Genomic DNA, 24,021 nt, shown 5'->3' with positions numbered 1-24,021 from the left:
GGGGCCGTGCACCTGCCCTTCGCCGACCCGTACTGCCCGCGGGTGTCGCTGGCGGTCGCGGGCGCGGACCCGGAGGTGAAGGTCGGCGGGACCATGGTCGTGATCGAGGGGCCGCGGTTCTCCACGCGGGCCGAGTCGCGCCACTACGGCGCCCAGGGCTGGAGCCTGATCAACATGACCGGCGCCCCCGAGGCGGCGCTCGCCCGGGAGCTGCGGATGTGCTACTCGGCGATCGCCCTGGTCACCGACATGGACGCCGGGGTCGAGTCCGGCTCGGGGGTCGGCCAGGAGGAGGTCTTCGCGCTGTTCCGGCAGAACCTGGAGCGGCTGACCGGTCTGCTCACGACCACCATCGGCACCCTGCCCGACCCGGCCGGCTGCACCTGCTCGAGCTGGGCCGACGGCCTGGAGCTGACCTACGAGGTGCCCGGACCCGTCTAGTCCGGTGCGGGTCGAGGCAACGCCACCGGCCCTCCGCGCGTCTGGAGGAGTGGGGGAATGAAGCGACGGCCGGGTGGGAACTGCCCCGCCGGCCCAGTTCTCGAGCACGGGAGGTCCCCACGTGAGTGCACCGGAGCCCGTTGTCCCGTTGCCGTCCCGACCCCCGGTGGCCCGTCTGCGCCTCGTGGAAGGAAGTCCCGAATGCCAGCACACGTGGCGCCTGCGGAGCGTCGACTTCTCGGACGGCGCCGCGGTCCGGGAGTTCGGCTGCGGCTCCTGCGACTCGGTCTGGTTCGACTGATCGTGGGCCGCGACCTCCGCTGACGCGGGTTCGTCGTACGGGCGGGCGTTGAGGTACGGTTTTCAACGAAAGGGAGTAGTCCCCAACAGCTGTGTCGACATACTGCCCCGCTCGCGCGGGACCGGTGCAGCGGGCCAGCTCAGCGATGAGCCGGCGGACGAGACTTTCGACCAGTCGCACCACCCCTGACATCCGTGTCGGGCGTGCCTGGTCGAAGGCACGTCCCCCAGGACATTCCTCCGGCCGGTCAGGCCCGGAGAGGAACCCGTGGAAGCCTTCCTGATCAGCACCGCCGTCATCTTCGTCGCCGAGCTCGGCGACAAGTCCCAGCTGATGGCGATGACCTTCGCCGCGCGCTACAAGGCGCGCGACGTCATCATCGGCATCACCGTCGCCACCGCGATCGTGCACCTGGCCTCGGTCGGCATCGGCTACTGGATCGGCGATGCCTTCGCCGACAGCCAGGACGTCATCAACATCGTCGCGGGCATCGCGTTCCTCGGCTTCGCCGCCTGGACGCTGCGCGGCGACGAGCTCACCGAGGACGAGGCCGAGAAGGCGCGCAAGAGCCAGGGCGCCGCCATCCTCGCGGTCGGCCTCGCGTTCTTCCTGGCCGAGCTCGGCGACAAGACCATGCTCGCCACCATCACCCTGGCCACCCACGAGGGCTGGTTCGGCACCTGGATCGGCAGCACCGTCGGCATGGTGGCCGCGGACGCCCTGGCCATCGTGGTCGGCGCCGTCCTCGGCAAGCGCCTCCCCGAGAAGGCCATCAAGTACGGCGCCGCCGCGGCGTTCGTGGTCTTCGGCGTGCTGCTGATCCTGCAGGGCGCGCTCTGACCGGTGCGCGTCCGTAGGCTGCTCCCGTGACCAGGATCGCCCGGCTGCTGCGGCTCGGCCGGCTGCAGCTCGTCTCCTGGCGGCCGTCCTGGTCATGGGCGGCCGGCGTGCTCCGGTCGTTCGTGACCTCCTTCCTGGCGCTGGCCGCCAGCCTCTGGCTGCTGCCGGGCGAGCAGGTGCAGTCCGGGGCCGAGTCGGTCGCCACCCTGGTGGTCCTGGTCCTGGTGCTCGGCGCGCTGCTCCGGCCGCTGCTGACGCGGCTGACCGTGCTCACGGGCACGGTCGGCCTGCTGCTGGCCGGGGTGCTGGCCCAGTCGGTCGTGCTCGGCGCGGCGCTCGCGCTGGTCCCGTCGGTCGAGCCGTTCAGCCTCGGCGAGATCGTGCTCGCCTCCTGGGCCGCGGCGGTGGTCTCCGCGGTCGTGAACTGGCTCTTCGACACCAGCAGCGACGACGCGTTCCTCGGCCAGCTGCTCAACCAGGCCGTACGACGCACGCGGGTCGCCGGCGCCGAGGGGCCGGGCCTGCTGGTCGTCCAGCTCGACGGCGTCAGCCTGCCGGTGCTCCGCCAGGCGGTCACGGCCGGCTCGATGCCGACCGTCTCGCGGTGGATCCGGTCCAGCACCCACGACCTGCGCGGCTGGCACACCGGCGTGCCGTGCACGACGCCGGCCGGTCAGGCGGTGCTGCTGCACGGCGACGTGACGGCCGTGCCCGGCTTCCGCTGGTTCGACAAGGACCGCGGCCGGATGCTGGTGATGAGCCGGCCCGCCGACGCGGCCCTGGTCGAGGCCGACCTGAGCGACGGGCGCGGGCTGCTCGCCGACGGCGGCACCAGCGTCTCGAACCTGTTCTCCGGGGACGCGTCCGCGCGGCTGCTGACCCTGAGCGACGGCCGGCTGCCCGGGGCCGACCAGGGCGCGGCGTCGTACGCCATCAACCGCTTCGGGCTGGTGCGGTCGGTGGTGCTGTTCGTCGGCCAGATGGTCACCGAGCTGCACCAGGGCCGGCGCCAGCGGATCCGCGACGTCGTCCCGCGGGTCCGCCGCGGCGGCGCGTTCGTGTTGCTCCGGGGGCTGACCACGGTGGTGCTGCGGGACCTGAACGTGGCGATCGTCGCCGATCAGCTGACCCGGGGGACGCCGGTGGTGTTCGTGGACTTCGTCGACTACGACGAGGTCGCCCACCACGCGGGCCCGACCCGACCCGAGTCGCTGCGGACCCTGGAGAACCTCGACCGGGTGCTGGCCTTCCTCGACCAGCTGACCCGTGAGGTCGGCCGCCGCTACGAGATCGCGCTGGTCTCCGACCACGGCCAGTCCCAGGGCTCGACGTTCCTGCAGCTCACCGGCCACACCCTCGACGACCTGGTCCAGGACCTGGCCCGCCAGCAGGTGCACGCCGAGGTGCACCCCGACGAGCGGTGGCTGCCGGCCAACCTGCTGCTCGCCGGAGCCCGGGGCAGCAGTCGGACGGTCACCCGGGCCGCCCGCTCGGTGGCGGGCGGCCGGCACCACGCGGCCGAGGGCACCGCGCCCGAGGGACCCGGCCTGCTGGTCGCGGCCTCGGGCAGCCTGGCCCACGTCTACCGCACCGACCTGCCCGGCCGGCTGACCCGCGAGCAGGTCGACGAGCTGCACCCGGGCCTGGTTCGCGGCCTGGCCGACCACCCCCACGTCGGGCTGGTGCTGACCCGGCGCGCCGACGGTGCGGTCGTCGCCGACGGCGGCACCGGCTGGCGGGTCCTGGGCTCCGCGGAGGGGGAGGGCACCGACCCCGTCGCCGGCTACGGCCCGTACGCCGAGGCCGACCTCCTCCAGCTCTCCGAGCGGCAGCACGTCGGCGACCTGGTCCTGCTCGGCGCCTACGACCGCTCGCTCGGCGAGGTGGTCGCCTTCGAGGAGCTGGTCGGCTCCCACGGCGGCCTCGGCGGCTGGCAGACCGAGGCGCTGCTGGTCCACCCGCGGGGCTGCGTGGTGACGGACGGCCCGCTCGACGGCCGGGCGGTGCACGCCGCCCTCGTCGACCGGCTGACCCGGCTGGGTCTGCGGGCCGACCCGTGACCCTCGCGATCACCTGGTGGGGCCACGCGTCCGCCACCGTCGAGCTCGAGGGGCTGCGGGTGGCGACCGACCCGCTGCACGTCGACCGGCTCTTCCACCTGCGCCGGCACGGCCCGCCGCCCGCGGCGCCGGCGTACGACGCCGATCTGGTGCTGATCTCGCACCTGCACCACGACCACCTGCACCTCCCGACCCTGCGGCGGATGCGGCCCGGGTCGACGGTGCTGGTGCCGCGCGGCGGCGAGGGCCTCATCCCTCCGGGGTACGACGTCCGCCCGGTCGCCCCCGGCGAGGAGCTGACGGTCGCGGGCGCGACGGTGCGGGTGCTGCCGGCTACCCACGACGGCCGGCGGCACCCCGGCTCGCGGATCCGGGGTCCGGCGATCGGCTTCCGGGTGGAGCGGTCCGGCGTCTCCTGCTGGTACCCCGGCGACACCGGCCCGCGCGACGACCTCGCCGCGGTCGGTGCCGTCGACCTCGCCCTGGTGCCGGTCGGCGGCTGGGGCCCGACCCTCGGCGACGAGCACCTCGACCCCGAGCAGGCCGCGGTCGCGGTCGCCGCGGTCGGCGCCCGCTGGACGGTCCCGGTGCACTGGGGCACGTTCTGGCCGGTCGGGCTGGCCCGGCTGGACCGTCGTACGCACCAGCGGCTGTTCGTGACCCCGGGCGAGCGCTTCGCCGCCGCGCTCGAGCAGGATGAGGCCCGCGCCCTCGTCCTGGCGCCGGGGGAGCGGGTGCAGTGTGAGCGGTGACCACTTCGGCCTGGCCACCCTGCTCGTGCTCTTCGGCGTCGTCGCCTTCGGTGCGGTCGTGCCGGTGCTGCCGACCGGCGCCGCGGTCAGCAGCGCGGCCGTCCTGGCCCGCGCCGACCACACCTGGGAGGTCGTGCTCGTCGTGGCGGTCGGGGCCGGGGCGGCGTACTGCGGCGACCTCGTGACGTACGCCGCCCTCCGCAGGGCCGGGGAGCCGCTCGCCCGGCGGGTCGGCTGGCTGGGCGACGACGGTGACGAGCACTCGCGCCCGGCCCGGTTGCGCGAGCGGATCGAGCACGCCGAGATCCGCACCCTGCTGGTCTCGCGGCTGGTGCCCGGAGGTCGGGTGCCCGTGCTGCTGGTCGCGGCGCTGACCGGCTACCCGTGGTACCGGTACGTGAGCGCCGCGGCCGTGGCCGCCGCTCTCTGGGCGACGGTCTACGCCGCCGTCGGGGTGCTCGGGGACGGGCTGTTCGACGACACCCGCACGGCCCTCGTCGTCGCCGTGGGCGGGGCGCTCCTGGTGTCGGCGGTGCCGCAGCTCGTGCGCCGGCTGCGCCCCCACCCGCGAGGGTGAGTTCCGCGACACCGGACAAGTCGGGGGATTAGACACCCCTGCTGGGTGGCACTGGTAGGTCATGACCCTGACGGCTGAGCGGCCTCTCGACGCGCGCACGATCCTGGTGCTGCCCGCTGCCGACCGGGTGACCGGCATCGCCCGTCGGGTGATGTCCCACCAGCTCACCGAGCACGGCGCCCGGCGCGATCTCATCGAGGACGCCGAGCTGGTGCTCAGCGAGCTGGTGACCAACGCGCTCCAGCACGGCTCGTCGTCGCCCGACGAGGACCTCGAGGTCTCCTGGGCGCTGACCGCCGGCCGGCTCCGCCTGAGCGTGCTCGACGGAGGCACGGCCGGCGACCTGTTCGCCGGGGTCGCCTCCGACGAGTCGCTCTCCGGTCGGGGGCTGGCGATCGTCGACTGCCTCTGCGAGCAGTGGAGCGTCGACCACGAGGGCGGCACCCGGGTCACCGCGGAGCTCGCGTCAGCCGTCTGAGCGCACCGCCGCTCCGCGCCTGAGCGTCGTCACCTCCGGTCAGTCGCGGCAGAGGAGCCTCGGACTCCCGAGCGCCACCACGGCGCCGGTCTGGTCCCCGGCGCCGCTGTCCGTGCTGCGCGACGTCCAGTCGAAGGTGAGCCGGAACACCTTCGAGACGTCGAGGGTGACCGGACTGGACTGGGTCAGCGCGAACGAGCCGGCGTACTTCTGGACCCCGTCGGCCTTCAGCGACGCCGTGCCGAGCACCGAGTCCTTCGAAGTGTCCGCGAGACCGACGCGGGTCGTCAGCTGACGGCACCGACGCTCGAGGTTGTAGGAGGTCCCGCCCTGCGCGTCCGAGGCGGACCCGGTGAGCGACTCCGGGTAGGCCCGCCCGTTGATCTTCACCGCCTCCACCCAGTAGGTGGCGGTGGCGTTGACGGGGGCGAGCGTCGGCAGGGGACGCCAGGAGTAGACGTCGACGTGGACCGCCTTGCTGCGCCCGGCCCGGAAGCCCCGGCCGGCGGGCTTGACGACGCGGTAGGACCGGCTGCGGGTGCTGGTGATCTTGTCGGAGATCCGGAAGCGGCCCTGGCGGTCCACCCGGTCGGACAGGTCGGACGTCTTCCAGCGGCCACCGTCGTAGCGGACCTGGACCCGAACGCGCTCGCCGCGACGGGCCTTGCGGACGGTGCCGGAGAGGACGACGCGCCGGCCCTGGACGACGGCGTCCGTCGAGGCGGTCGCCTTGACGACGTACGACCGGTGGGTGCGCTCGCTCGGGGCGGCAGCCTGGGCGGGGGTGAGGGTGGCGGCGGGAAGCGCGAGGGCGACGGCGGCCAGGGTGAGGGTGCGGAGGAGTCTCATGCCCGGTCTGATGCACGTCCGGGCGGATCGGTTCGCGGAGAGGGTGTGCGTGGTCGGACGACCGGGCATCGGAGGGGTGCTGCGGGCTGGTTCTCGTCCCCACGACGGCTCGCAGCGACCGCGGTCGTCCCCCGGGAGGGAGCACGGCCGCGGTCCTGTGCTCAGCGGCGCTCGTGCTCGCGGGCCTGGTGCCGGTCGACGTAGGTCAGCATCCGGGTGAACATCGAGTTGAGCGCGCTCAGGCCGGGGGCCACCGGCGTGGGGGCGTCGGCGAGGGCGAACAGCAGGGGAGCACCGACCTCGGGGTCGTACTCGTGGGCCACCCGGGCGCAGGCCCGGGCAGCGTCACGCACCGCGGCGGGCTCGACGGTCCAGATCGCCTCGAACACCCGACGGGAGTCGGCCACCGTCTCCTGGCCGGGGAGCTCCCAGGCGGTCAGGGCCACCGGCAGATCGGCGCTGTCGCACACGACGACCCACTCGCGACGCATCGGCGAGACCGGGTCGAGGTGGATCCGGGTGACGGGTGCGTCGTCCGGGAGATCACCGGTGCCGGTGAAGTCGGCGAACACGGTCGCCGAGGCCGCGAGCCGTGCGAGCTCCGTCCACCGCGCCCGGGAAGGTCGGTAGAGCCGTCCGGTCTGGAAGGCGCCGAAGATCCGGGCGCGGTCGGCCTGCGCGCAGAACTCGTCCTCGATGGCCCAGGACAGCGCCGTGAGGGTCGACTTGTGCAGCCGCTCGGCCCGCAGGTGCGGGTGCTCGCGCCGCAGGGTCGTGAAGACCGAGCCGGTGGACGGTCGCGCCGAGTCCAGGATCTCGGCGATCGCCACGTCGAGGCGCAGCCCGGAGTCGCGGCGCTGGGCCACCGAGCGGACGGCCGCCACGTCCTCGCGCCGGTAGCGCCGGTGCCCGCTGGGCAGCCGCATCGCGACGGGGAAGCCGAAGCGGGTCTCCCAGGCCCGCAGGGTCGTCGCGTTGACGCCGGTCGCCTGGGCCAGGTCGCCAATCGAGAGCAGGTCGGGATCGGAGGCCATGACGAGAACCATAGGGCATGACTTCCACGTCTTGTGGAGATCTTGAGGAAGAACGTGCACAAACTTCCACAAGGCGGGTACTTTTACCTGGCACGCCACAGCGAAGGAGACAGGATGAGCAGGATGAATGACGGCCGCGAGGTCGAGACGTCGCAGCAGGACGGAGCCTGGGTGGTTCGGTGGGAGGCGGCCGTGGTGGCACGGAACGCCTCCCGGACCACGGCGATCGAGACCGGTGCCGATCTCGCGGCGACCCTCGGCGTAACCCACGTCGTTCGGTACGCGTCCGCCCGTCAGCTCGTCCCGGCCTGAGGTCCGTCATGAACCCTCGCGACCCGATCCCGTTGTCCTTGGTCCGCCCGCGCCCTCGGTCGGTCGTCTCGTCTCGGGACTTCGTCCGCGCTCATGACCGCGACGAGGACCAGGTGGGGTCGTTCGTCGACCTGGTGCGTCTGCTGCTGCCGGTCTCCTCCCTCTCAGCCCAGCGCGCGGCGCTCGTCCGCCAGGACCTGCGGCTGCTGCAGCAGGAGGCGAGACGCGAGCCGGCCGGCCGCCCCGCCGTGTGCCAGGCCCTGATGGCGGCGCTCGTCGAGGAGCTCGCCGACGGCGTGTCCTCGTTCAGCCTGCGCTCGCTGCAGGCGCGCGCCCAACCCGTCGTGGAGCCCGAGCCCGCATGACCCGACCCATCGACCAGGAGTTCGACCGTGGGGCGGTCCCGCTGGGCGCGGACCTCCACGCGGTCATCGGTGACGCGCCCGCGGCGATCCTCGTCGTGGACCTGGGCGCGCGCTCGGTCGTGCACGCGAACGACGTCGCCCGGCAGCTGGCGCCCGGGGTGGACCTGCCCGTCGCGCTGGAGGAGTGGTCGGACGCGGCCCGCCTGCGGGACTCCGCCGGCACCGAGCTGTCCGACTCCGACCACCCCTTGACGAGGCTGCTGCGCGCCGAGCCGGTCCCCGGGCAGCGGGTCTCGGCCCATCGCCGGAGCGAGATGGGCGCCTCGCGGGAGCCGTTGTGGGTGGTCGGCCTGCCCATGACGGGTGCGCCGATGCTCGACGACCACGCGTTGGTGGTGTTCCTCTCCGTCCGCGAGCAGCAGGCGGCTCGCGCCGCCGAGGCGTTCGGCGACCAGGACGCCGAGATTCGGGACCGGGCCGTGCTGGCCACCGGGCTGTCCTTCACGGTGGCCGACGCCCGGCTCCCCGACATGCCCCTGGTCTGGGTGAACCCTGCGTTCACGGCCTCGACCGGCTACGCGTTCGAGGAGGCTGTCGGCCGCAACTGCCGCTTCCTGCAGGGCCCGGGCACCGACCGCGAGGAGGTCGCGCAGATCCGGCAGGCCCTGGACGCTCGGGAGCCGATCACCGCCACGCTGCTGAACTACCGCAAGGACGGTCTGGCCTTCTGGAACCAGGTCACCATGACCCCGATCCTCGACGCGGACGGTCTGGTGAGCCATTTCGTCGGCGTTCAGAGCGACGTCAGCGGGCGGATCGAGGCCGATCGGCAGCGGGACGCCGCGCTGGCCGCCGAGCACCGGGCCCGACGGAGGGCTGAGGAGGCCCAGGCCCGCGTGGAGCTGATGGCCCAGGCGAGCGAGTCGCTCAGCGGCGAGCTCGACGTCGGGGAGGCCCGCAACCGGCTCCTGCAGCTGCTGGTCCCGACCCTGGCGGACGTCGCGCTGTTCTTCCACGTCAACGAGCACGGCGGCGTCACCGAGCACCTCGCCCTCCACCGGGACCCGGCCCGGAGCGAGGCTGCGGCGTCGTACGCCGAGAACGTGCCCGAACTGGCGGCGCGCGCGGGGCTCGTCACGGACCTGCTCGCCGGCCGGGCCTCGCGGCTGCTCACCGACGACGACCTGCCGAGGGGCGCTGCGGAGCTGGGGATCGGCTCTGCCCTGGTGGTGGGTCTGCCGGGACGCCTCGGCGTGCGCGACGTCGTCGTCCTGAACCGGGGGGCGGATCGAGACCCGTTCACCGACGCCGACGTGGACACCGCGGTCGACCTCGGCCGACGCGCCGGCCTGATCCTCGACAACCTGCGTCTCTACGCCACCCAGTCGCTGATCGCGCAGACCCTGCAGCGCAGCCTGCTGCCGGAGATCCCGCTGCTGCCGGGCGTCCGGATCGAGGCGCAGTACCTCGCGAGCGCCGACGGTGCCGAGGTCGGCGGCGACTTCTACGACGTCCTCGACATCGGCGCCCTCGGACCCGCCGGTGAGGGTCGACGTCCGTTCGGGCTGGTCGTGGGCGACGTGAGCGGGCACGACGTGTACGCCGCCGCGGCGATGGGGCAGCTGAAGGGCCTGCTGCAGGCCACCGCCACGACCCAGCGACTGATGCCGGCAGCTGTCCTCGAGCAGATCGACCGGCTGCTGCCCGCGCTCAACGCCGAGCCGCCCATCGCCACGATGCTGTTCGCCCACTTCGAGCCGCGGGACGACGGGCGGTGGCTGCTGACGCTGTCCTCGGCCGGGCACCCCGCCCCGCTGCTGCGGCGTCCCGACGGCCGTCACGAGTTCGTCGACCCGGCCCCGGCTCGCGGACCGCTGCTCGGCTACGGCACCGGGCCGCGTCGGGACGTCTCCCTCGTCCTCGAGGCCGGGAGCACCCTGATCGCCTACACCGACGGGCTCGTCGAGCGTCGGGGCGAGCACCTCGACGTCGGGCTCGCACGCCTCCACGAGGTCGCGTCGGCCGCGACACCCGGGGCGGACGGGCAGGCGCTCACCGACCACCTCCTCGAGCGGCTGACCGGGGACCTCGACGGTCGCGGCGAGCGGGCGTCGTACGACGTGGACGACATCGTCGTCGTCGCGGTCCACCTCGCCGAGACCGGCTGACGGACGAGGGCCGCCGACCCCGACCCCGAGCCGGGGACGGCGGCCGGTTCGTGCCGGTCCTACTCGGCGGCGGCGTCCGAGGACGGCCGACCGCCGCCACCCGGGCCGCCGTGACCACCGGGACCACCGGGACCACCGAGCAGGTCGGCGTCGTACGCTTTCAGGACCGAGGCCTTGTCGGCCTCGGTCAGGGTGCCGGCCGTGACCGCCTCGTCGAGGCGGGTGACCAGGTCGGCGCGGGACTCGGCCTGGCGCTCGGTGCGCTCGGCCTCCCGCTTCTCCTCGATGACGGCGTACGCCGCCTCCACCTTGGCCTCGGAGACGTCCAGCTTCTCGGCGAGCGCGGTGACCAGGGCGGCCTGGTGCTCGGCGCGCTCCTCCTCGGTCGGTGGCGTGGGCTTCGTCTCCGTGTCGGCGTCGGTCGACCTCTCGGGCCGCAGCTCGTCGCGGACCGCGGTCAGCGCCTCCTCGACGACGGACTCCTCCAGACCGAGCTCGGAGGCCAGGACCTCGGCGTCCTGGTCGCGGTCCCCGCGCGGACCGCCCGGGTGCGCGCTGCTCGTGGTTCCGGAGGGGGCGGTGGTCTCGGCGGACGCCAGCGCGACGCCGCCGACGGCCAGGCCCAGTCCTGCGACGGCGCCGGCGGCGCCGATCCGGGTGAGTGTCGATCGGTCCATGTTCCTGCTCCTCGTTGAGTGGTGACTGTTCCCGCCCGACGGTGGCCGCCGATCCTGTGGTGAGGCTGTCCGGGCCTGCAGTGGCCGCTGGGAATGCCCACCCGGACGGGGTGGGCGCCGCGTCTTGCAACGATTCACTGTCCCGGGGGGCGTGACCCGCAGTTGGTCATCGTGACGGCATTCCGTCGACCTGAGAGGAATCCCTAGCCACCAGGGCCTGAGCTATGAAACGGTTCACCGGCGTGCGTGACGGTCGTCACCATGCGGCGTCCGCTGAGTCGGACGCCCGGTCAGGCGAACGGAGAGAACGTGTCCCGAGTACTTCGTGGTGGACGGCGATCGGCAGCGGCGGTCGTGACGACCCTGGCCCTCACCGGTGGCCTCGCCGCCGGTCTGCCCAGCCCGGGCGCGACAGCCGTCGCCGGTCCGGTGGTGCTCGCCGCGGACGCGCCGACGCTCGCCCACCTGGAGGTCGAGAAGAAGGCGACGCCCCTCGGCATCGACGTCGCCGCGCCCCGCTTCTCGTGGGTCATCGACTCCGACGCCCGCGACGTCCGGCAGGAGTCCTACCGGCTGCGCGTCGCGACCGAGGCGGAGGGACTCGACGGCGAGCTCGTGTGGGACAGCCAGGTCGTCGCCTCGACCACCTCCGAGGGCACGTCGTACGACGGGCCGGACCTCGAACCCACCACGGGCTACGTCTGGGACGTCGAGGTGGTGACCACGGCCGGGACCGCCCGGGCCGCCTCGCGCTTCCGCACCGGCCTGCTCGACGAGGGCGACTGGGGCGACAGCGCCTGGATCGGCAACGACCGCGTCCAGGACGTCAGCGGGGTCGACCTCGCCGGTGCGTCCTGGATCCACCCGCCCTACCAGGGCGGCAACACGCCCCCCGGCTACTTCCGCCAGACGTTCACCGTCGACCCGGGGCGCACCGTCGCCGGGGCCGAGCTGGTCATGACCGGCGACCGCGGCTTCTCCGCCTTCCTCAACGGCGCCCAGGTCGCGAGCGGCGCGTCCGTCGACGACCGATGGAAGAGCGCCGCCCGCGTCCGGGTCTTCCCGAAGCCCGGTCCGAACGTGCTCGCGGTGCGGCTCGACAACACCGCGAAGGCCTACGGCGCGGTGGTCGGCAAGCTCGTCGTCCGCTATGCCGACGGCACCACCCAGGAGGTCGTGACCGACGCCGACTGGCTGTCCTCGCGGACCGCCACCACAGGCTGGCAGCTCGCCGGCGCGCCCACCACCGGATGGGTGCCGGCGGCCGCGCGGGCGACGTACGGCTCGGGCCCGTGGGGCGCGCAGGTGAGCGTGCCGCGGACCACGGCGCCCGACACCGGCCTGAACTTCGACACGGCCTCCTGGATCGTGCCGGACATCGGCGCGCCGTCGCCCTCGAACCCGATCCCGACCACCCTCTTCCGCCGGAAGGTCTCCGTCCCGGCGGGCAAGGAGGTGGCCTGGGCGCAGCTGGCCGTCACCGGCGACCAGGTCTTCACCGCGTTCTGGAACGGTGCCGAGGTCGCCCGCAACACGGGCGCGAACAACGAGTGGCAGCAGGCACGGGCGGTCAACCTGTCCGTCGGCGCCGGCGACAACGTGCTCGCCGTCGCGCTGGACACCCCCGGCACCGCGCAGTACGGCGGCGTGCTGGCCCGCGTGCGGATCGGCTTCACCGACGGCACCTCCGAGGACGTCGTCAGCGACGGGTCGTTCCTCGCCGAGCCGATCGGCAGCGCCCCGCGGCCCCAGGGCTGGGCCACCGTCGGGTACGACGACAGCGGCTGGGAGCCCGCGCGGGCCGAGGCGCTCTACCGCGGCTGGGTCTACGGCGACCGGGTCACCGTGCCCGCCGTCCCGACCGGCGCTGAGGCGCTGACCGTCGACGGGGCGAGCTGGATCTGGACCCCCGAGTCCACCACGCCCGTCGCCCCGGCCGAGGACCGCGCGTTCCGCAGGACGCTCGTCACGCCCGGCGGACGCGAGGCCGTCTCGGCCGAGGTCGTGATGACCGCGGACGACTCCTTCGACTTGGTCGTCAACGGCCGGCGGATCGGTCGCACCGAGGGCGCCGTCAACGAGTGGCAGCAGTCCCGCCGCTACGAGGTCGACCTCGAGCCCGCCCGCAACGTCCTCGCCGTGCGCACCACCAACGGTCCCGACTCGCCCGCGGGCCTGATCGCCAAGATCCGGATCCGCTACGCCGACGGCGGAAGCGAGGTGGTCACGTCCGACGCGACCTGGCGGGCCACCAAGCAGATCCCGGCCGACTGGTCCGCCCCGACGCTCGACGACAGCGGCTGGGGAGCGGCCGTCGTGCAGGCGGCGTACGGCTCGGCGCCGTGGAACCGTGGCGTCAAGGACCCGCAGGCGCCGGTGCGGCCCGCCCCGCTGCTGCGCAAGGACTTCGCGGTCGACGGTGACGTCGCGAACGCGACCGTCTATGTCGCGGCCGGCGGCTACGCCGACGTCTCGCTCAACGGTGAGCCGATCAGCGCCGACGTCCTCTCGCCGGGGTTCACCGACTACGACGACACCGTCCAGTACGTCGCCACCGACGTCACCGACCAGCTCGACGGCGGCGCCAACGCGCTCGGCCTGGAGCTCGGCCGCGGCTTCTACGGCATGACCGGCGGCAACGTCTGGAACTGGAACAGCCCGCCGTGGCACGACGAGCCGGTCGCGCGCGCCGTGCTGGAGATCGAGTACGCCGACGGACGCGAGGAGCGGGTCGTCACCGACGGGTCCTGGACCCGCCACGACGGCCCGACCCGCTTCGACGACCTCTACGGCGGCGAGACCTACGACGCGTCGTACGAGCTGCCGGGCTTCGACACCGCCGGCTTCGACGACGCCGGTTGGGCCCCCGCCGCCGAGGTCGCGGGTCCGAAGGGCGAGCTGGTGAACATGCGCCAGCAGCCGATCCGGGTCACCGAGAGCCTGCCCGCGGTCGCGATCACCGAGCCGCAGGACGGCACCTACGTCGTGAAGTTCCCGCGTGTGCTCGCCGGCAACGTCCGGATCACCGCGCAGGGCCCCGCGGGCACCACGATCCGCTACCAGTACGGCGAGAAGCTGCGCGCGTCCGGTCTGGTGAACGTCGACAACAACGGTGGCTTCGCCTCGGGGTTCCAGACCGACCGCTTCGTGCTGGCCGGCACGGGGGCGCCCGAGAGCTGGGAGCCGCACTTCAGCTACAAGGGCTTCCAGTACGTCCAGGTCACCGGCTGGCCGGGCGACCAGCCGCCGCCGTTGAGCGCCTTCACGGCGAAGGCCGTGCACACCGACGCGGAGCGCACCGGCTCGTTCGAGAGCTCGGACGCGGTCATGAACGGCACGCACGAGGCGGTCGTGGACACGCTCCTCAACAACATCCACGGCATCCCGACCGACACCCCGATGTTCGAGAAGAACGGGTGGACGGGCGACGCCGCGGTCGGCTTCGACATGTTCATGTACAACCTCGACCTCCACGAGCTGTTCGCGAAGTGGATGCGGGACCTCGACGAGACCCGGGACGCCGAGGGCGCACCGATGGTGATCGCCCCCAGCTCGGCGGGCTGGGGCCAGTGGGGCGTTGCGCCGCCGTGGCACTCGGCCTACGTGCAGATCCCGTGGGGGCTCTACCAGCAGGGCGGCGACGACCGCACTCTGCGCAGCCTCTACGCCAACCTCCAGACGTACGTCGACCTCGAGTTCGGCCGCAGCGCCGACGGCCTGGTCACCGACAACCGGCTGGGGGACTGGGTCAGTCCCGAGGCCAGCCCGGCCGGCGGCAACGCGCCCGAGGACACCCGCGTCTCCGGGACGGCGTACCTCTACCTGATGCTGCAGACGATGGAGCGCTCCGCGCGCCACCTCGGGAAGGACGCCGACGCGGAGCAGTTCGCCGCGAACGCGGCGACCGTGAAGGCGGCCTTCAACCGGACGTTCCTGGCCCCGGACGGCGGTCACTACCGCGGCTCCGGCGACCGCGGCTACCGCCAGACCCACAACGTGCTGGCCGTGGCGTTCGGGCTCACGCCCGACGCGGCGACGACCCAGCGGGTCGTCGACAGCATCGCGGCGGACGTGCGGGCGAAGGGCACCCACCTCAACACCGGCGTGCTGGGGACCAAGTACCTGCTGCCCGTGCTCACCGCGCACGGGTACGCCGGTCTGGCCCACGAGCTCGCGGTCCAGACGACGTACCCGAGCTGGGGCTACAAGCTCGAGCAGGGCGCGACCAGCATGTGGGAGCACTGGGCCACCGACGCCCGCTCGCTCGGCCACTACTTCCTCGGCACCGTCGACGACTGGTTCTTCACCGACGTCGCGGGCATCCGCTCCTCGGTGGAGACCGGCTACCGCGACGTCACGGTCGCCCCGGCCGTGACCGGCGAGATGGACTGGGCGCGGGCCACGCTCGACACCCCGTTCGGCCCGGTCACGTCCGACTGGCGCCGGGCCGACGACGGCACCGGCGACCTGGTCCTGGAGGTCGACGTGCCGGTCGGCTCGACCGGCCACCTCCGGGTGCCGGCGCCGAACGCCACCGCCGTCGTCGAGGGCGACGGCCCGGCCGTCACCGCCGACGGGGTCCGCGAGTGGAGCCACGCCGACGGCGTGCTGAGCCTGACCACGGGCTCGGGCCGCTACGAGCTCCGGGTCCGCTCGGACCTCGCGGCGCTGGGCCGGGTGACCGAGCTGCTCGACGCGACCCGGTCCGCCGTGGCCGGGCACGCCGAGGCCGGCGACCTCGCGACCGCGGACCGCGAGCGCCTCACGACCGGGCTCGACGCCATTGGGGACGACGTCGACGACACGGTCGCGGCGACCATCGCCGGCGAGCAGACCGCGATCGACGCCGGGCTGCGGGACGCCCTCGCGGCGGCCCGCTCCCTGCGCTCCGGTACGGCGGGCTCGGGCTCGATCGACCCCGCGGTCCGCACCGACCTCGTGGAGCGGCTCGACCGGGTGGTGGCCGCCCTCGAGCGGGCCGCGTCCGACCGGGCGGGCGTCGCGGTCGCCGTACCCCCGCTCGCCGAGGCGGTGCTCCCGGGCACCGAGGCGAGCGGCGCGGTCACCGTGACGAACACCGGGACGGCGGCCGTGAGCGAGCTGTCGGTCGACGTCGCGGTCGGCTCCTGGCCGGTGACGGTCGGGGCCCTGCCCGCGACCGTGCCGGCCGGCGCGTCGGTCCAGGTGCCCTTCACGACCCAGGTCCCGGAGGACGCCCGGCCCGGTGCCCACGACGTCACCGCGACGGTCGGCTTCGCCACCGGCGGTGACCGCCTGCAGCTGACCGAGTCCGGACCTTGGGTGCTGGTGACCTCCGGCGTCGAGGTGACGTCGGTGACCACCGAGGTCACCGGGCGCACCGCGACCGCCACGGTGACGGTGCGCAGCACCGGCACCGCCGCGGTCGACGGCCAGGTCGAGCTCACCGCTCCGGCGGGCTGGCCGGCCACCGTGCCGTCCGATCCCGTGCGGGTCCCGGCGGGCGGGACGGTCGAGGTCCGGGTGCCGCTGCTCCTGCCGCGGCGCGTCGTCGCCACCGACCACCCGCTGACCGCCTCGCTGGTCCGTGACGGTGCCGTGCTGGCGAGTGGCTCGGGGACCCTGGCCGTCACCCTCGCCACGCCCCCGACGGCCGCGGAAGGAGCCAGCGACCACGTCGACCTCGGCGATCAGGCCTCGGAGACCGCCCACGAGGTGCTGGCCGCCCCGAACAGCGGGACCAGCTCCGAGGCCGGCCTGACCCGGCGTTACGCCCACTCGCTGCACCCGGGGTCCTGGTACTCCGCCGTGCTCGACGTCGAGCCGGGCCAGCCGTTCGTGGTCCGGATGATCGAGACCTTCGACAAGGCGACGACCAAGGAGTTCAACCTCTACGCCGACGACGTGCTCGTCGGGCGCCACCAGATCACCCGGACGCAGAATTCGGTGGGGTGGATGGCCCACCAGGTCGTGGTGGACTCGGCGGCGGCGCTCGCGCAGACCGCCGACGGCTCGGTGCGGCTGAAGTTCGAGTTCCCGACCGACGCCACGGCCTACGACCCGTCGATCGCCGACGTCTGGGTGCTCCCGCTGGGGGCCGACGACGTGGCGCCGCTGGTCGCGCCCCGCGTCACCGGGCCGCGCGGGCGGAACGGCTGGCTGCGGGGACCGGGCGCCGTGGCGCTCACCGCGGTCGACGACCGGGACGGTGCTCCGGTGGTCGAGGTCGGCGGCCCGGGCAGCTGGACGGCGTACGTCGGGCCGGTGGGCGTGGTCGCCGACGGCGAGCATGTGGTGGGCTTCCGGGCCCGGGACGCCGCGGGCAACGCGTCGGCCGACCGGTCCGTCACCGTGCGCGTCGACGCCACCGCGCCGAGCACCACCGTGTCGGCGGACGTGGACCCCGACCGCTCCGACCGGGCGGTGCTGCGGATCCGGGCCGAGGACGCCACCAGCGGCGTCGCCGCGACGTCGTACCGCGTGGACGGTGGCGCGTGGCAGGTCCTCGACGCCACCGCGCCGGTGGTCACCGGAGGCGGTGAGCACGTGGTCGAGGTGTCCTCGACCGACCTCGCCGGCAACGCCGAGGCGGTCCGCCGGATCACGCTGACCCTGGTCGACGTCCCGGCGATCACGGCGCTAGTGCGGCCTCAGGTCACCGGCGGCACGGCCGTCGGTCAGGTCCTGCGGGCCACCGACGGCACGTGGAACACGGCGGGGGTCCGGATCGCCCGTCAGTGGCTGCGCGACGGGCGACCGGTGCCGGGGGCGACGGGCTCGGCGTACCGGCTCGCGGCGGCGGACGTGGGGCGCCGGCTCGCCGTACGGGTCACCGCCTCGAAGGCCGGTCGGCCCTCGGGCACGGCCACCTCGGCGACCTCGGGCGTGGTCGTCCGGGCGCGGTCGGTCACCTCGCTGAAGGTGAGCCGCACGGCGGTCCGCTCGGGCCGCCCGGTGCGGGTGCGGGTGCAGGTCACCTCGCCGACCGCGAGCGTGTCCGGCACCGTCCGGCTGCGCCTCGACGGGAAGGTCGTGCGCACGGTGCGGGCCACCGGACGGACCGTGGTCGTCTCGGTGCGCATCCGCGGCCGCGGCAAGCACCGGCTCGTGGCGCAGTACGCCGGGAGCACGGGCGTCGCGCCGTCGAAGGCCGGTCCGGTCGTGGTGCGCGGCCGGTGACCTCCGGGCCCTGATCTCTGAGGGGTGCCGCACACTGGGCGGGTGCGTACGGCGAGGGCGGGTGTGGTGACCTGGGGCTCGATGCTCCTGTTCCTCGGGGCGCTGATGGCGCCGCCGGCGGGGGCGTCAGCGGCGCCTTCGGACCCGGGCGTGACGGCTGACCGGTCGGCCGAGGCTCCCCGCACGTGGCGGGTCGGTCCGGGCCGCCGGCTGGCCACCCCCAGCGCGGCCGCGGCCGTCGCCCGGGACGGGGACACGGTGCTCATCGACGCCGGCACCTACACCGGCGACGTGGCGACCTGGACCCAGGACGACCTCACCCTGCGCGGCGTCGGGGGACGGGCCCACCTGCGGGCCGGCGGGCGGAGCGCCCAGGGCAAGGCGATCTGGGTCGTCGCCGGCGACCGCACACGGGTCGACCGCCTCGAGTTCAGCGGGGCGAGGGTCCCCGACGGCAACGGCGCCGGCATCCGCCAGGAGGGCACCGGGCTGACCCTCACCCGCAGCTGGTTCCACGACAACCAGAACGGTCTCCTCACCGGCGCCGACCCGCGCAGCGACGTCGTCGTACGCCGCTCGCGGTTCTTCCGCAACGGTGCCGGCGACGGCTACACCCACCACCTGTACGTCGGCGCGGTCCGCTCCCTGACCGTGTCCGGCAGCTACCTGCGCGGGGCCTCGGTCGGTCACGAGCTGAAGTCCCGGGCCGCGCGCACCACCATCGTCGGCAACCGGATCACCGACGCCCGCGCCACCGCCAGCTACTCGATCGACCTGCCGAACGGCGGCCGGTCGCTGGTCGCGGGGAACGTGGTCATCCAGGGCCCACGGTCGGAGAACCCGGCCCTGGTCTCGTACGGCGCCGAGGGCCTCACCGGCAGCCGGCTCCTCTGGGTCGTCAACAACACCTTCGTCAACCGACGCTCCTCCGGCACGTACGTCGCCCTCGCCCCGGGCAGTCGGGCGCGGCTGCGCAACAACCTGCTGGTCGGCCCGGGCGAGCTCGTCACCGGAGCCCGGGCGTCTGCGCGGGCCAACCGCCGAGTGGGGCTGAGGGGCTTCGTGAATCCCCGGGCGGACGACTTCCGGCTGCGGGCCGGGTCGCCGGCCCTCGGCCGCGGGACCGCCGTACCCCGGCGGTGGCGGGCGCGCTGGGAGTACCGCCACCCCACCCGCCTGGTCCGGCGCCCGGTCGCCGGCCGGGTCGACCTGGGCGCGTTCGAGCGGCGGCGATGACCGTTCAGCGCATCGCGGTCATCACGACCGACCCGAGCACGCTGGTGATGACGAAGTACGGCGCGTTGATCACGCCGTAGAGGAGCGGGCGCGGGAAGTTCGGGTTGATCGCGATCTGGAAGGTCATCGCCGCCAGGTAGCCGACGCCGACGAGAAGCCCGAACGTGACGGCGTCGCCGGTCGCGGTGATGTCCAGCGCCTCCACGAGGACCGCGGTGGTGAGGGTGGTGACGACCACGCAGACCAGCGGACCCACGGCGGAGACGACGCTCGGCTCCGGCGCGGGCTGACCGACCCGGCCCAGCGCCACGGCGTACGGCTTGACGATGACGACGGCGAACCAGAGGCCGGCCAGCACGATCGAGGCGACCGCGACGATGACGACGGCGAGCCAGTTGAGGTCGCCCAGGACGTTGAACAAGGGAGTGCTCCTTCGGCGGCGGCCGCTCTGACCGCCTCGTCGGAAACTCTCGCGGAGGTACAGGACAGGTTGTGTCCTGTACGTCGGGCATGCTGGATGTCGTGCCCACCACCTCGTCCCGGCTGCTCGCGCTGCTCTCCCTCCTGCAGACCCGCCGCGACTGGTCCGGGGACCTGCTCGCCGACCGCCTCGACGTCAGCGTCCGGACCGTGCGCCGCGACGTCGACCGGCTGCGCGAGCTCGGCTACCGGATCGAGACGGCCAGGGGCCCGTACGGCGGCTACCGCCTCGACGCCGGCTCCGACCTCCCGCCGCTGCTCTTCGACGACGAGCAGGCTGTCGCCCTCGCGGTGTCCTTGGAGCTCACCGCCGCCGGCGGTGCCGGCCTCGGCGACGGGGTGGCCGACGCCGCCCTCCGTGCCCTGACCACCCTGCGCCGGGTCCTGCCGTCCCGCCTCCGCCACCGCCTGGAGGCGCTCCCGCTGATCGTCGTCCGCCCACCTGCCCCTCCCTCCGACGTCGGCAGCGGGGTCCTCGTCGCGATCGGCGCCGCGGTCCACGCCCGCGAGGTCCTCCGCTTCGACTACGCCTCCGACCCGACCGACCGCCCACCTCGCCGCGTCGAGCCCCACCACCTCGTCACCTGGCGCGGCCGCTGGTACGTCGTCGCCTGGGACCTCGACCGCGCCGACTGGCGCACCTACCGCGCCGACCGGATGGCCCCGCGCACCCCCACCGGTCCCCGCTTCGCACCCCGCGACCTCCCCGGCGGCGCCGACGTCTCGTCGTACCTGGTGAGCCGGTTCCGCGGCCGCGAGGGCACCGATGTCTCCCCGACCTGGCCGTGCGAGGGCACCGTCGTCCTCGCCCTCCCGCTCGCCGAGGTGCTCCCGTACGTCGGCGACGGGGTGGCGGAAGCGGTCGACGAGCAGCGCACCCGGCTGACGCTGGGGGCGTGGTCGTTCCCCGCGCTGGCGGCCTCGCTGCTGAGGTTCGACGCCGACCTGGAGGTCATCGGTCCGGACGAGCTCCGGGTGGCGTTCGGACTCCTGGCCGATCGGTGCGCGAGGGCCTCCTGAGGAGGTGGTCGGCTCCGGCCGCCCGCGCTGCACCGAGTACGTCGCGGCACGGTGGCGGAGTCGAGGGATGGTTGAATTGGGCGAGTGAGATCACTGCGCGTTCTCGGCGCCCTGACGGTCCTGCTCCTCACCACCTCGGTGCTGTCCGCCGGGGCGGCCCCCGGCCGGTCGCCCGGCCCTCGACCCGGACCGGCCGGGCCGTCGCTGGTCCTCGACCGAGATGCCTCCTATTTCCGCTTCGACGCGGCCACCGACGCCCGCGGGACAACGTACGTCGGCTGGTTGAGCTCGCGCTCGGGCGGCGAGCCGGGGGCCGAGGTGCACCTGTGCGTGCTGCCGGTCGGCACGACCCGGTGTGCCGGAGGGGTGCAGACGATCGATGCCCTGGAGCGGCTGAGCGCCGAGCAGCTCTTCGTGGTCGCGTCGGGTGACCGGGCCACCCTGGTCTGGCACCACCGCAACGGCCCGGACGCGACGGGGGACCCGATGCAGGACCGGATCGCGACCGCCCAGGTGGTCGGTGGGGTCCTGCGTCCGGCGGTGGACGTCGCCCAGGTCCGCAGCGAGACCAGCCTGCTGGCGGTGACCGCCGGGCCGCGGGGGATCGGGGCGGTGCTCGTCTCCGGCCCCGACGACGACGCGCGCACGCTCTACCACTACGACACCTTGGCCGCGGCACCCTCCACGGTGCGGGCGCCGTACCCGGTCGGCAACGTCGAGATGGCCGACGACGGCCGCTCGACCGTGATGCTGATCGGCGAGTACGCCGCCGATGCCGATCCGGTCCGCGTCGCCTGGAAGCCGTCGGGCTCGGGCTCCTGGGGCGCGTTCCGGGCGGTGGCGGGGACCGAGACCGATCACGGCACCGCGCGGTTGGCCGCCACCCGACGTGGCATCCGCCTCCTGGCCACCGCACGGGATCGGAAGAAGGGTGGGGATCGCTCGGTCGTCGCCAGCTGGGACCCGTCGCGGCACACCTTCCGACGTCCGGTGGCCGGCCTTCCGGGCCAGTCCTGCGCGACCGGCGGCAGGGACCTGCACACGGACGCCAGTGGTCGGTTCGCCTCGGTCGCGATCGGCTGCGATCGGCTCGCGGTCGGCAATCACCAGACGGCCGGCGTGGGCGCCCTGAAGGAGTTCCCGGTCGGACTGACCGCGACCGACGTCGACGCGCGCATCGCGACCGCCCCGAGCGGGCGCGGATGGGTGGTCTGGGTCGCCACCGACCGCAGCTCGCTCGTCGCCCGGCCGATCCGGCTGCCCGCCCTGACCCGGACCGTCACCTCGAGGGCGCCGTTCGGGAGGGTCCGCCTCACGGTCCCCGTGTCCTGCCTGCCGGCGGTCAGCGCTCCTGCCGGAGTGAAGGTCCGAGCGGCCCGTGGGTGGCGGGTGAAGCGAACCTCTCTGCGTCTCGGTCGCGTCAAGGTGGGCCGCGCGATCAACGGGGCCGCTCTCCGGCCGGGTCGGAAGTACGTGCTGAAGGTCGACGTCCGCGTCGCCCGCGGCCAGGCCCGGCGCGCCTGGAGCACCCGCGTGCGCTTCACGACCTGCGGGCGGCCCTAGGCGTCGACCCGCGCCGGGCCGTCCGACGCGAGGGGGAGGACCCTCGGCGGGGACGGTTCCGGCGGTGGCGACGCCCCTAGCCGAGGATGGCGCGGGTGACCGCGACCTGCTCGGTCAGGACGCCGCCGATGACCTCCTGGGTCTGGTTGATCTGCTCGACGACGTGACCGATCTCGCCGAGCGACGCGATCACCCGACCCACCTGGTCCTGGATGGTGGAGATGGTCTCGGAGACCGTGGTGGTGGCCGTCGCGGTCTCGCTCGCGAGCTCCTTGACCTCGCCGGCGACGACGGCGAAGCCACGGCCCGCCTCTCCGGCCCGGGCCGCCTCGATGGTCGCGTTCAGCGCCAGCAGGTTGGTCTGGGCGGCGATGCCCTCGATGACCTTGACGACCTCCCCGATCCGGGTGCTGGCCGCCCCGAGGGCGGCGACGTCGCGGTTGGCGTCGTCCGCGAGGCGACTCCCGTCCTGGGCGACGGTGGTGGCGGCCAGGACGTTCCGCTCGACCTCCTCGATCGACACGACGAGCTCCCGGCCGGCCGTGTCGAGACGGGCTGCGTTCTCGAACCGCTCGAGTGCCTGACCGATCAGCAGCGCGGTGTTCTGCAGGGCGCTGCGGCGTCCGGCGGAGAGGGTGAGGGTCCGGTTCGCGAAGAAGTCCAGGGTGCCGACGACGACGCCGCCGATCATGATGGGCAGGCAGACCCCGGACTTCACCCCCGCTCGTCGGGCAGCGGGTGCCCGGACGCAGTCGGTGACGTCGGCGAGGTCCTCCACGAAGATCAGCTCGCGCGCCTTCCACGCACGACCGGACAGGCCGACGCCCTCGGCGAACGACGCGGACCGGGTCACCCGGCGGAACTCCTCGCCCGCGTCGCCGGACTCCTGGCTGAACCGCAGGCACCGCTCGCCCTCGTCGATCCTCCACACGGAGCCGTAGGTCCAGTCGAAGCCGGTCCGGATCGAGTCGAGTGCTGCCGAGAGGGCCGCCTCGGGGGTCTGGGCCGCCGTGACCTCCTGCAGCACCCGGGTGACCGCGGCGATGTCCTGTGCGGCCCGTTCCTGGACCGCGGCCGACGCCAGTCTCCTGACGGTCTGCGAGATGAGGACACCGATGGCCCGCAGCGACGCGAGCCGCTCCTGCGACAGGTCGACGGACTCGGTGGAGAAGAAGTCCATGGTGCCGGTGACCTCGCCGTTCTCGACGATGGGGAAGCACACGCCGCTGCGGACGCCGGCGCGCTGGGCGGCGGGCGCCCGCACGCAGTCGGTGAGCTCGCCCAGGTCGGGCACGAACACGAGGTCCCGGGTCCGCCAGGCCCGGCCCGAGAGCCCGACGCCCTCGGCGAAGGACGCCGTACGGGTCACGCGGTGGAACTCCTCGCCCGCCTCTCCGGACTCGCGGACGAAGACGAGTGCGCCGACCCCCGGGTCGACCTTCCAGTAGGAGCCGTAGACCCAGCCGTAGCGGTCCCGCACGGTCTCCAGCGCGCAGGTGACCGCCTCGTCGAGGGTCGTGGCGTCGCTGACGGCGGCCACCACGGCGGCGACCGCTTGGGCGTCGGCTCGGGCCTGCTCGTAGCGCGGAGCCTCCTCGGTCCTCGCTCGTGCGGACCAGGACTTCCAGGACATGACGTTTCCCCTCTGTTCGAGCAACGTGGGTGGGCCGGCGCGGTGAGTAGGCCCGCCGATGATCGGCACGCCGCTGC

General features: G+C 74.0%; 18 protein-coding genes. 13 read left to right on the top strand and 5 right to left on the bottom strand.

From position 1 onward, the window contains the following. From BLT76_RS17560 to BLT76_RS17535, 6 genes are all read left to right on the top strand, one after another. Positions 1 to 441, top strand: a 441-nt coding sequence (locus tag BLT76_RS17560; RefSeq protein WP_483143638.1) for a phosphorylase family protein, incomplete at its 5' end; no start/stop codon positions are given. A gap of 568 nt (positions 442 to 1,009) precedes the next feature. Further along, entirely contained in the window at positions 1,010 to 1,582 is a 573-nt protein-coding gene (locus tag BLT76_RS17555) for a TMEM165/GDT1 family protein (protein WP_090859130.1), read from the top strand. Between the two features lie 26 nt (positions 1,583 to 1,608). Next, complete coding sequence (locus BLT76_RS17550; protein WP_090859127.1) at positions 1,609 to 3,642, top strand: alkaline phosphatase family protein; 2,034 nt, start codon at positions 1,609 to 1,611, stop codon at positions 3,640 to 3,642. Then, complete coding sequence (locus BLT76_RS17545; RefSeq protein WP_090859124.1) at positions 3,639 to 4,394, top strand: MBL fold metallo-hydrolase; 756 nt, start codon at positions 3,639 to 3,641, stop codon at positions 4,392 to 4,394. Before BLT76_RS17550 ends, BLT76_RS17545 begins: the two co-directional genes overlap by 4 nt. Continuing rightward, on the top strand, positions 4,384 to 4,971 hold the full coding sequence (locus tag BLT76_RS17540) for a VTT domain-containing protein (protein WP_244509454.1): 588 nt from the start codon (positions 4,384 to 4,386) through the stop codon (positions 4,969 to 4,971). Before BLT76_RS17545 ends, BLT76_RS17540 begins: the two co-directional genes overlap by 11 nt. Before the next feature lie 61 nt (positions 4,972 to 5,032). Beyond that, complete coding sequence (locus BLT76_RS17535; RefSeq protein ID WP_090859118.1) at positions 5,033 to 5,449, top strand: ATP-binding protein; 417 nt, start codon at positions 5,033 to 5,035, stop codon at positions 5,447 to 5,449. A gap of 39 nt (positions 5,450 to 5,488) precedes the next feature. Here the strand turns inward: BLT76_RS17535 and BLT76_RS17530 are convergent, their stop codons facing one another. Both BLT76_RS17530 and BLT76_RS17525 read right to left on the bottom strand, forming a co-directional pair. Next, positions 5,489 to 6,298 (bottom strand): hypothetical protein, encoded by an 810-nt coding sequence (locus BLT76_RS17530; protein WP_090859116.1) that lies wholly within the window; start codon positions 6,296 to 6,298, stop codon positions 5,489 to 5,491. 161 nt (positions 6,299 to 6,459) lie between these two features. Further along, positions 6,460 to 7,332, bottom strand: coding sequence for a DICT sensory domain-containing protein (locus tag BLT76_RS17525; protein ID WP_170867117.1), 873 nt, complete (start codon positions 7,330 to 7,332; stop codon positions 6,460 to 6,462). Positions 7,333 to 7,446: 114 nt separating this feature from the next. Between BLT76_RS17525 and BLT76_RS17520 the strand changes: the two genes are divergently transcribed. The 3 genes from BLT76_RS17520 to BLT76_RS17510 all read left to right on the top strand — a co-directional run bounded on the left by BLT76_RS17520 (position 7,447) and on the right by BLT76_RS17510 (position 10,177). Further along, positions 7,447 to 7,644, top strand: a complete 198-nt coding sequence (locus tag BLT76_RS17520) for a hypothetical protein (protein WP_090859111.1) — start codon at positions 7,447 to 7,449, stop codon at positions 7,642 to 7,644. 113 nt (positions 7,645 to 7,757) lie between these two features. Beyond that, on the top strand, positions 7,758 to 8,009 hold the full coding sequence (locus BLT76_RS17515) for a hypothetical protein (protein ID WP_090859108.1): 252 nt from the start codon (positions 7,758 to 7,760) through the stop codon (positions 8,007 to 8,009). Continuing rightward, a complete protein-coding gene (locus tag BLT76_RS17510) occupies positions 8,006 to 10,177 on the top strand; it encodes a PP2C family protein-serine/threonine phosphatase (protein WP_090859105.1) in 2,172 nt (723 codons plus the stop codon). The genes BLT76_RS17515 and BLT76_RS17510 overlap by 4 nt, the downstream gene beginning before the upstream one ends. 59 nt (positions 10,178 to 10,236) lie before the next feature. On the opposite strand, the gene BLT76_RS17505 is transcribed toward BLT76_RS17510, so the two are convergent. Then, the gene (locus BLT76_RS17505) at positions 10,237 to 10,854 is read right to left on the bottom strand and encodes a hypothetical protein (RefSeq protein ID WP_090859102.1); all 618 of its coding nucleotides are present in this window, start codon (positions 10,852 to 10,854) and stop codon (positions 10,237 to 10,239) included. Between the two features lie 354 nt (positions 10,855 to 11,208). On the opposite strand from BLT76_RS17505, the gene BLT76_RS17500 reads away from it, so the two are divergent. Next, positions 11,209 to 18,012, top strand: a complete 6,804-nt coding sequence (locus tag BLT76_RS17500; protein WP_139175651.1) for a family 78 glycoside hydrolase catalytic domain — start codon at positions 11,209 to 11,211, stop codon at positions 18,010 to 18,012. A 42-nt stretch (positions 18,013 to 18,054) separates the two neighbouring features. Further along, the gene (locus BLT76_RS17495) at positions 18,055 to 19,248 is read left to right on the top strand and encodes a right-handed parallel beta-helix repeat-containing protein (protein ID WP_139175648.1); all 1,194 of its coding nucleotides are present in this window, start codon (positions 18,055 to 18,057) and stop codon (positions 19,246 to 19,248) included. Between the two features lie 4 nt (positions 19,249 to 19,252). Here the strand turns inward: BLT76_RS17495 and BLT76_RS17490 are convergent, their stop codons facing one another. Next, positions 19,253 to 19,669, bottom strand: a complete 417-nt coding sequence (locus tag BLT76_RS17490) for a DUF1761 domain-containing protein (protein ID WP_090859093.1) — start codon at positions 19,667 to 19,669, stop codon at positions 19,253 to 19,255. Between the two features lie 101 nt (positions 19,670 to 19,770). Between BLT76_RS17490 and BLT76_RS17485 the strand changes: the two genes are divergently transcribed. Both BLT76_RS17485 and BLT76_RS17480 read left to right on the top strand, forming a co-directional pair. After that, entirely contained in the window at positions 19,771 to 20,748 is a 978-nt protein-coding gene (locus BLT76_RS17485; RefSeq protein WP_090859192.1) for a helix-turn-helix transcriptional regulator, read from the top strand. 84 nt (positions 20,749 to 20,832) lie between these two features. Further along, positions 20,833 to 22,311, top strand: coding sequence for a hypothetical protein (locus tag BLT76_RS17480; protein ID WP_090859090.1), 1,479 nt, complete (start codon positions 20,833 to 20,835; stop codon positions 22,309 to 22,311). 76 nt (positions 22,312 to 22,387) lie between these two features. Here BLT76_RS17480 and BLT76_RS26610 read toward each other — a convergent pair whose 3' ends face one another. Further along, positions 22,388 to 23,944 (bottom strand): GAF domain-containing protein, encoded by a 1,557-nt coding sequence (locus BLT76_RS26610; protein ID WP_090859087.1) that lies wholly within the window; start codon positions 23,942 to 23,944, stop codon positions 22,388 to 22,390. Positions 23,945 to 24,021 lie beyond the last annotated feature (77 nt).

Origin of the sequence: Nocardioides lianchengensis, from assembly GCF_900101465.1 — a bacterium.
Taxonomy (GTDB): domain Bacteria; phylum Actinomycetota; class Actinomycetes; order Propionibacteriales; family Nocardioidaceae; genus Nocardioides; species Nocardioides lianchengensis.
This window is presented reverse-complemented; position numbering and strand designations above follow the sequence as displayed.

Bases quoted from the DNA above. Each gene is read 5' to 3' on its own strand.
- BLT76_RS26610 (WP_090859087.1), bottom strand. From the start codon at position 23,944: ATGTCCTGGAAGTCCTGGTCCGCACGAGCGAGGACCGAGGAGGCTCCG.
- BLT76_RS17510 (WP_090859105.1), top strand. From the start codon at position 8,006: ATGACCCGACCCATCGACCAGGAGTTCGACCGTGGGGCGGTCCCGCTG.
- BLT76_RS17505 (WP_090859102.1), bottom strand. From the start codon at position 10,854: ATGGACCGATCGACACTCACCCGGATCGGCGCCGCCGGCGCCGTCGCA.
- BLT76_RS17530 (WP_090859116.1), bottom strand. From the start codon at position 6,298: ATGAGACTCCTCCGCACCCTCACCCTGGCCGCCGTCGCCCTCGCGCTT.
- BLT76_RS17525 (WP_170867117.1), bottom strand. From the start codon at position 7,332: ATGGCCTCCGATCCCGACCTGCTCTCGATTGGCGACCTGGCCCAGGCG.
- BLT76_RS17520 (WP_090859111.1), top strand. From the start codon at position 7,447: ATGAGCAGGATGAATGACGGCCGCGAGGTCGAGACGTCGCAGCAGGAC.
- BLT76_RS17535 (WP_090859118.1), top strand. From the start codon at position 5,033: ATGACCCTGACGGCTGAGCGGCCTCTCGACGCGCGCACGATCCTGGTG.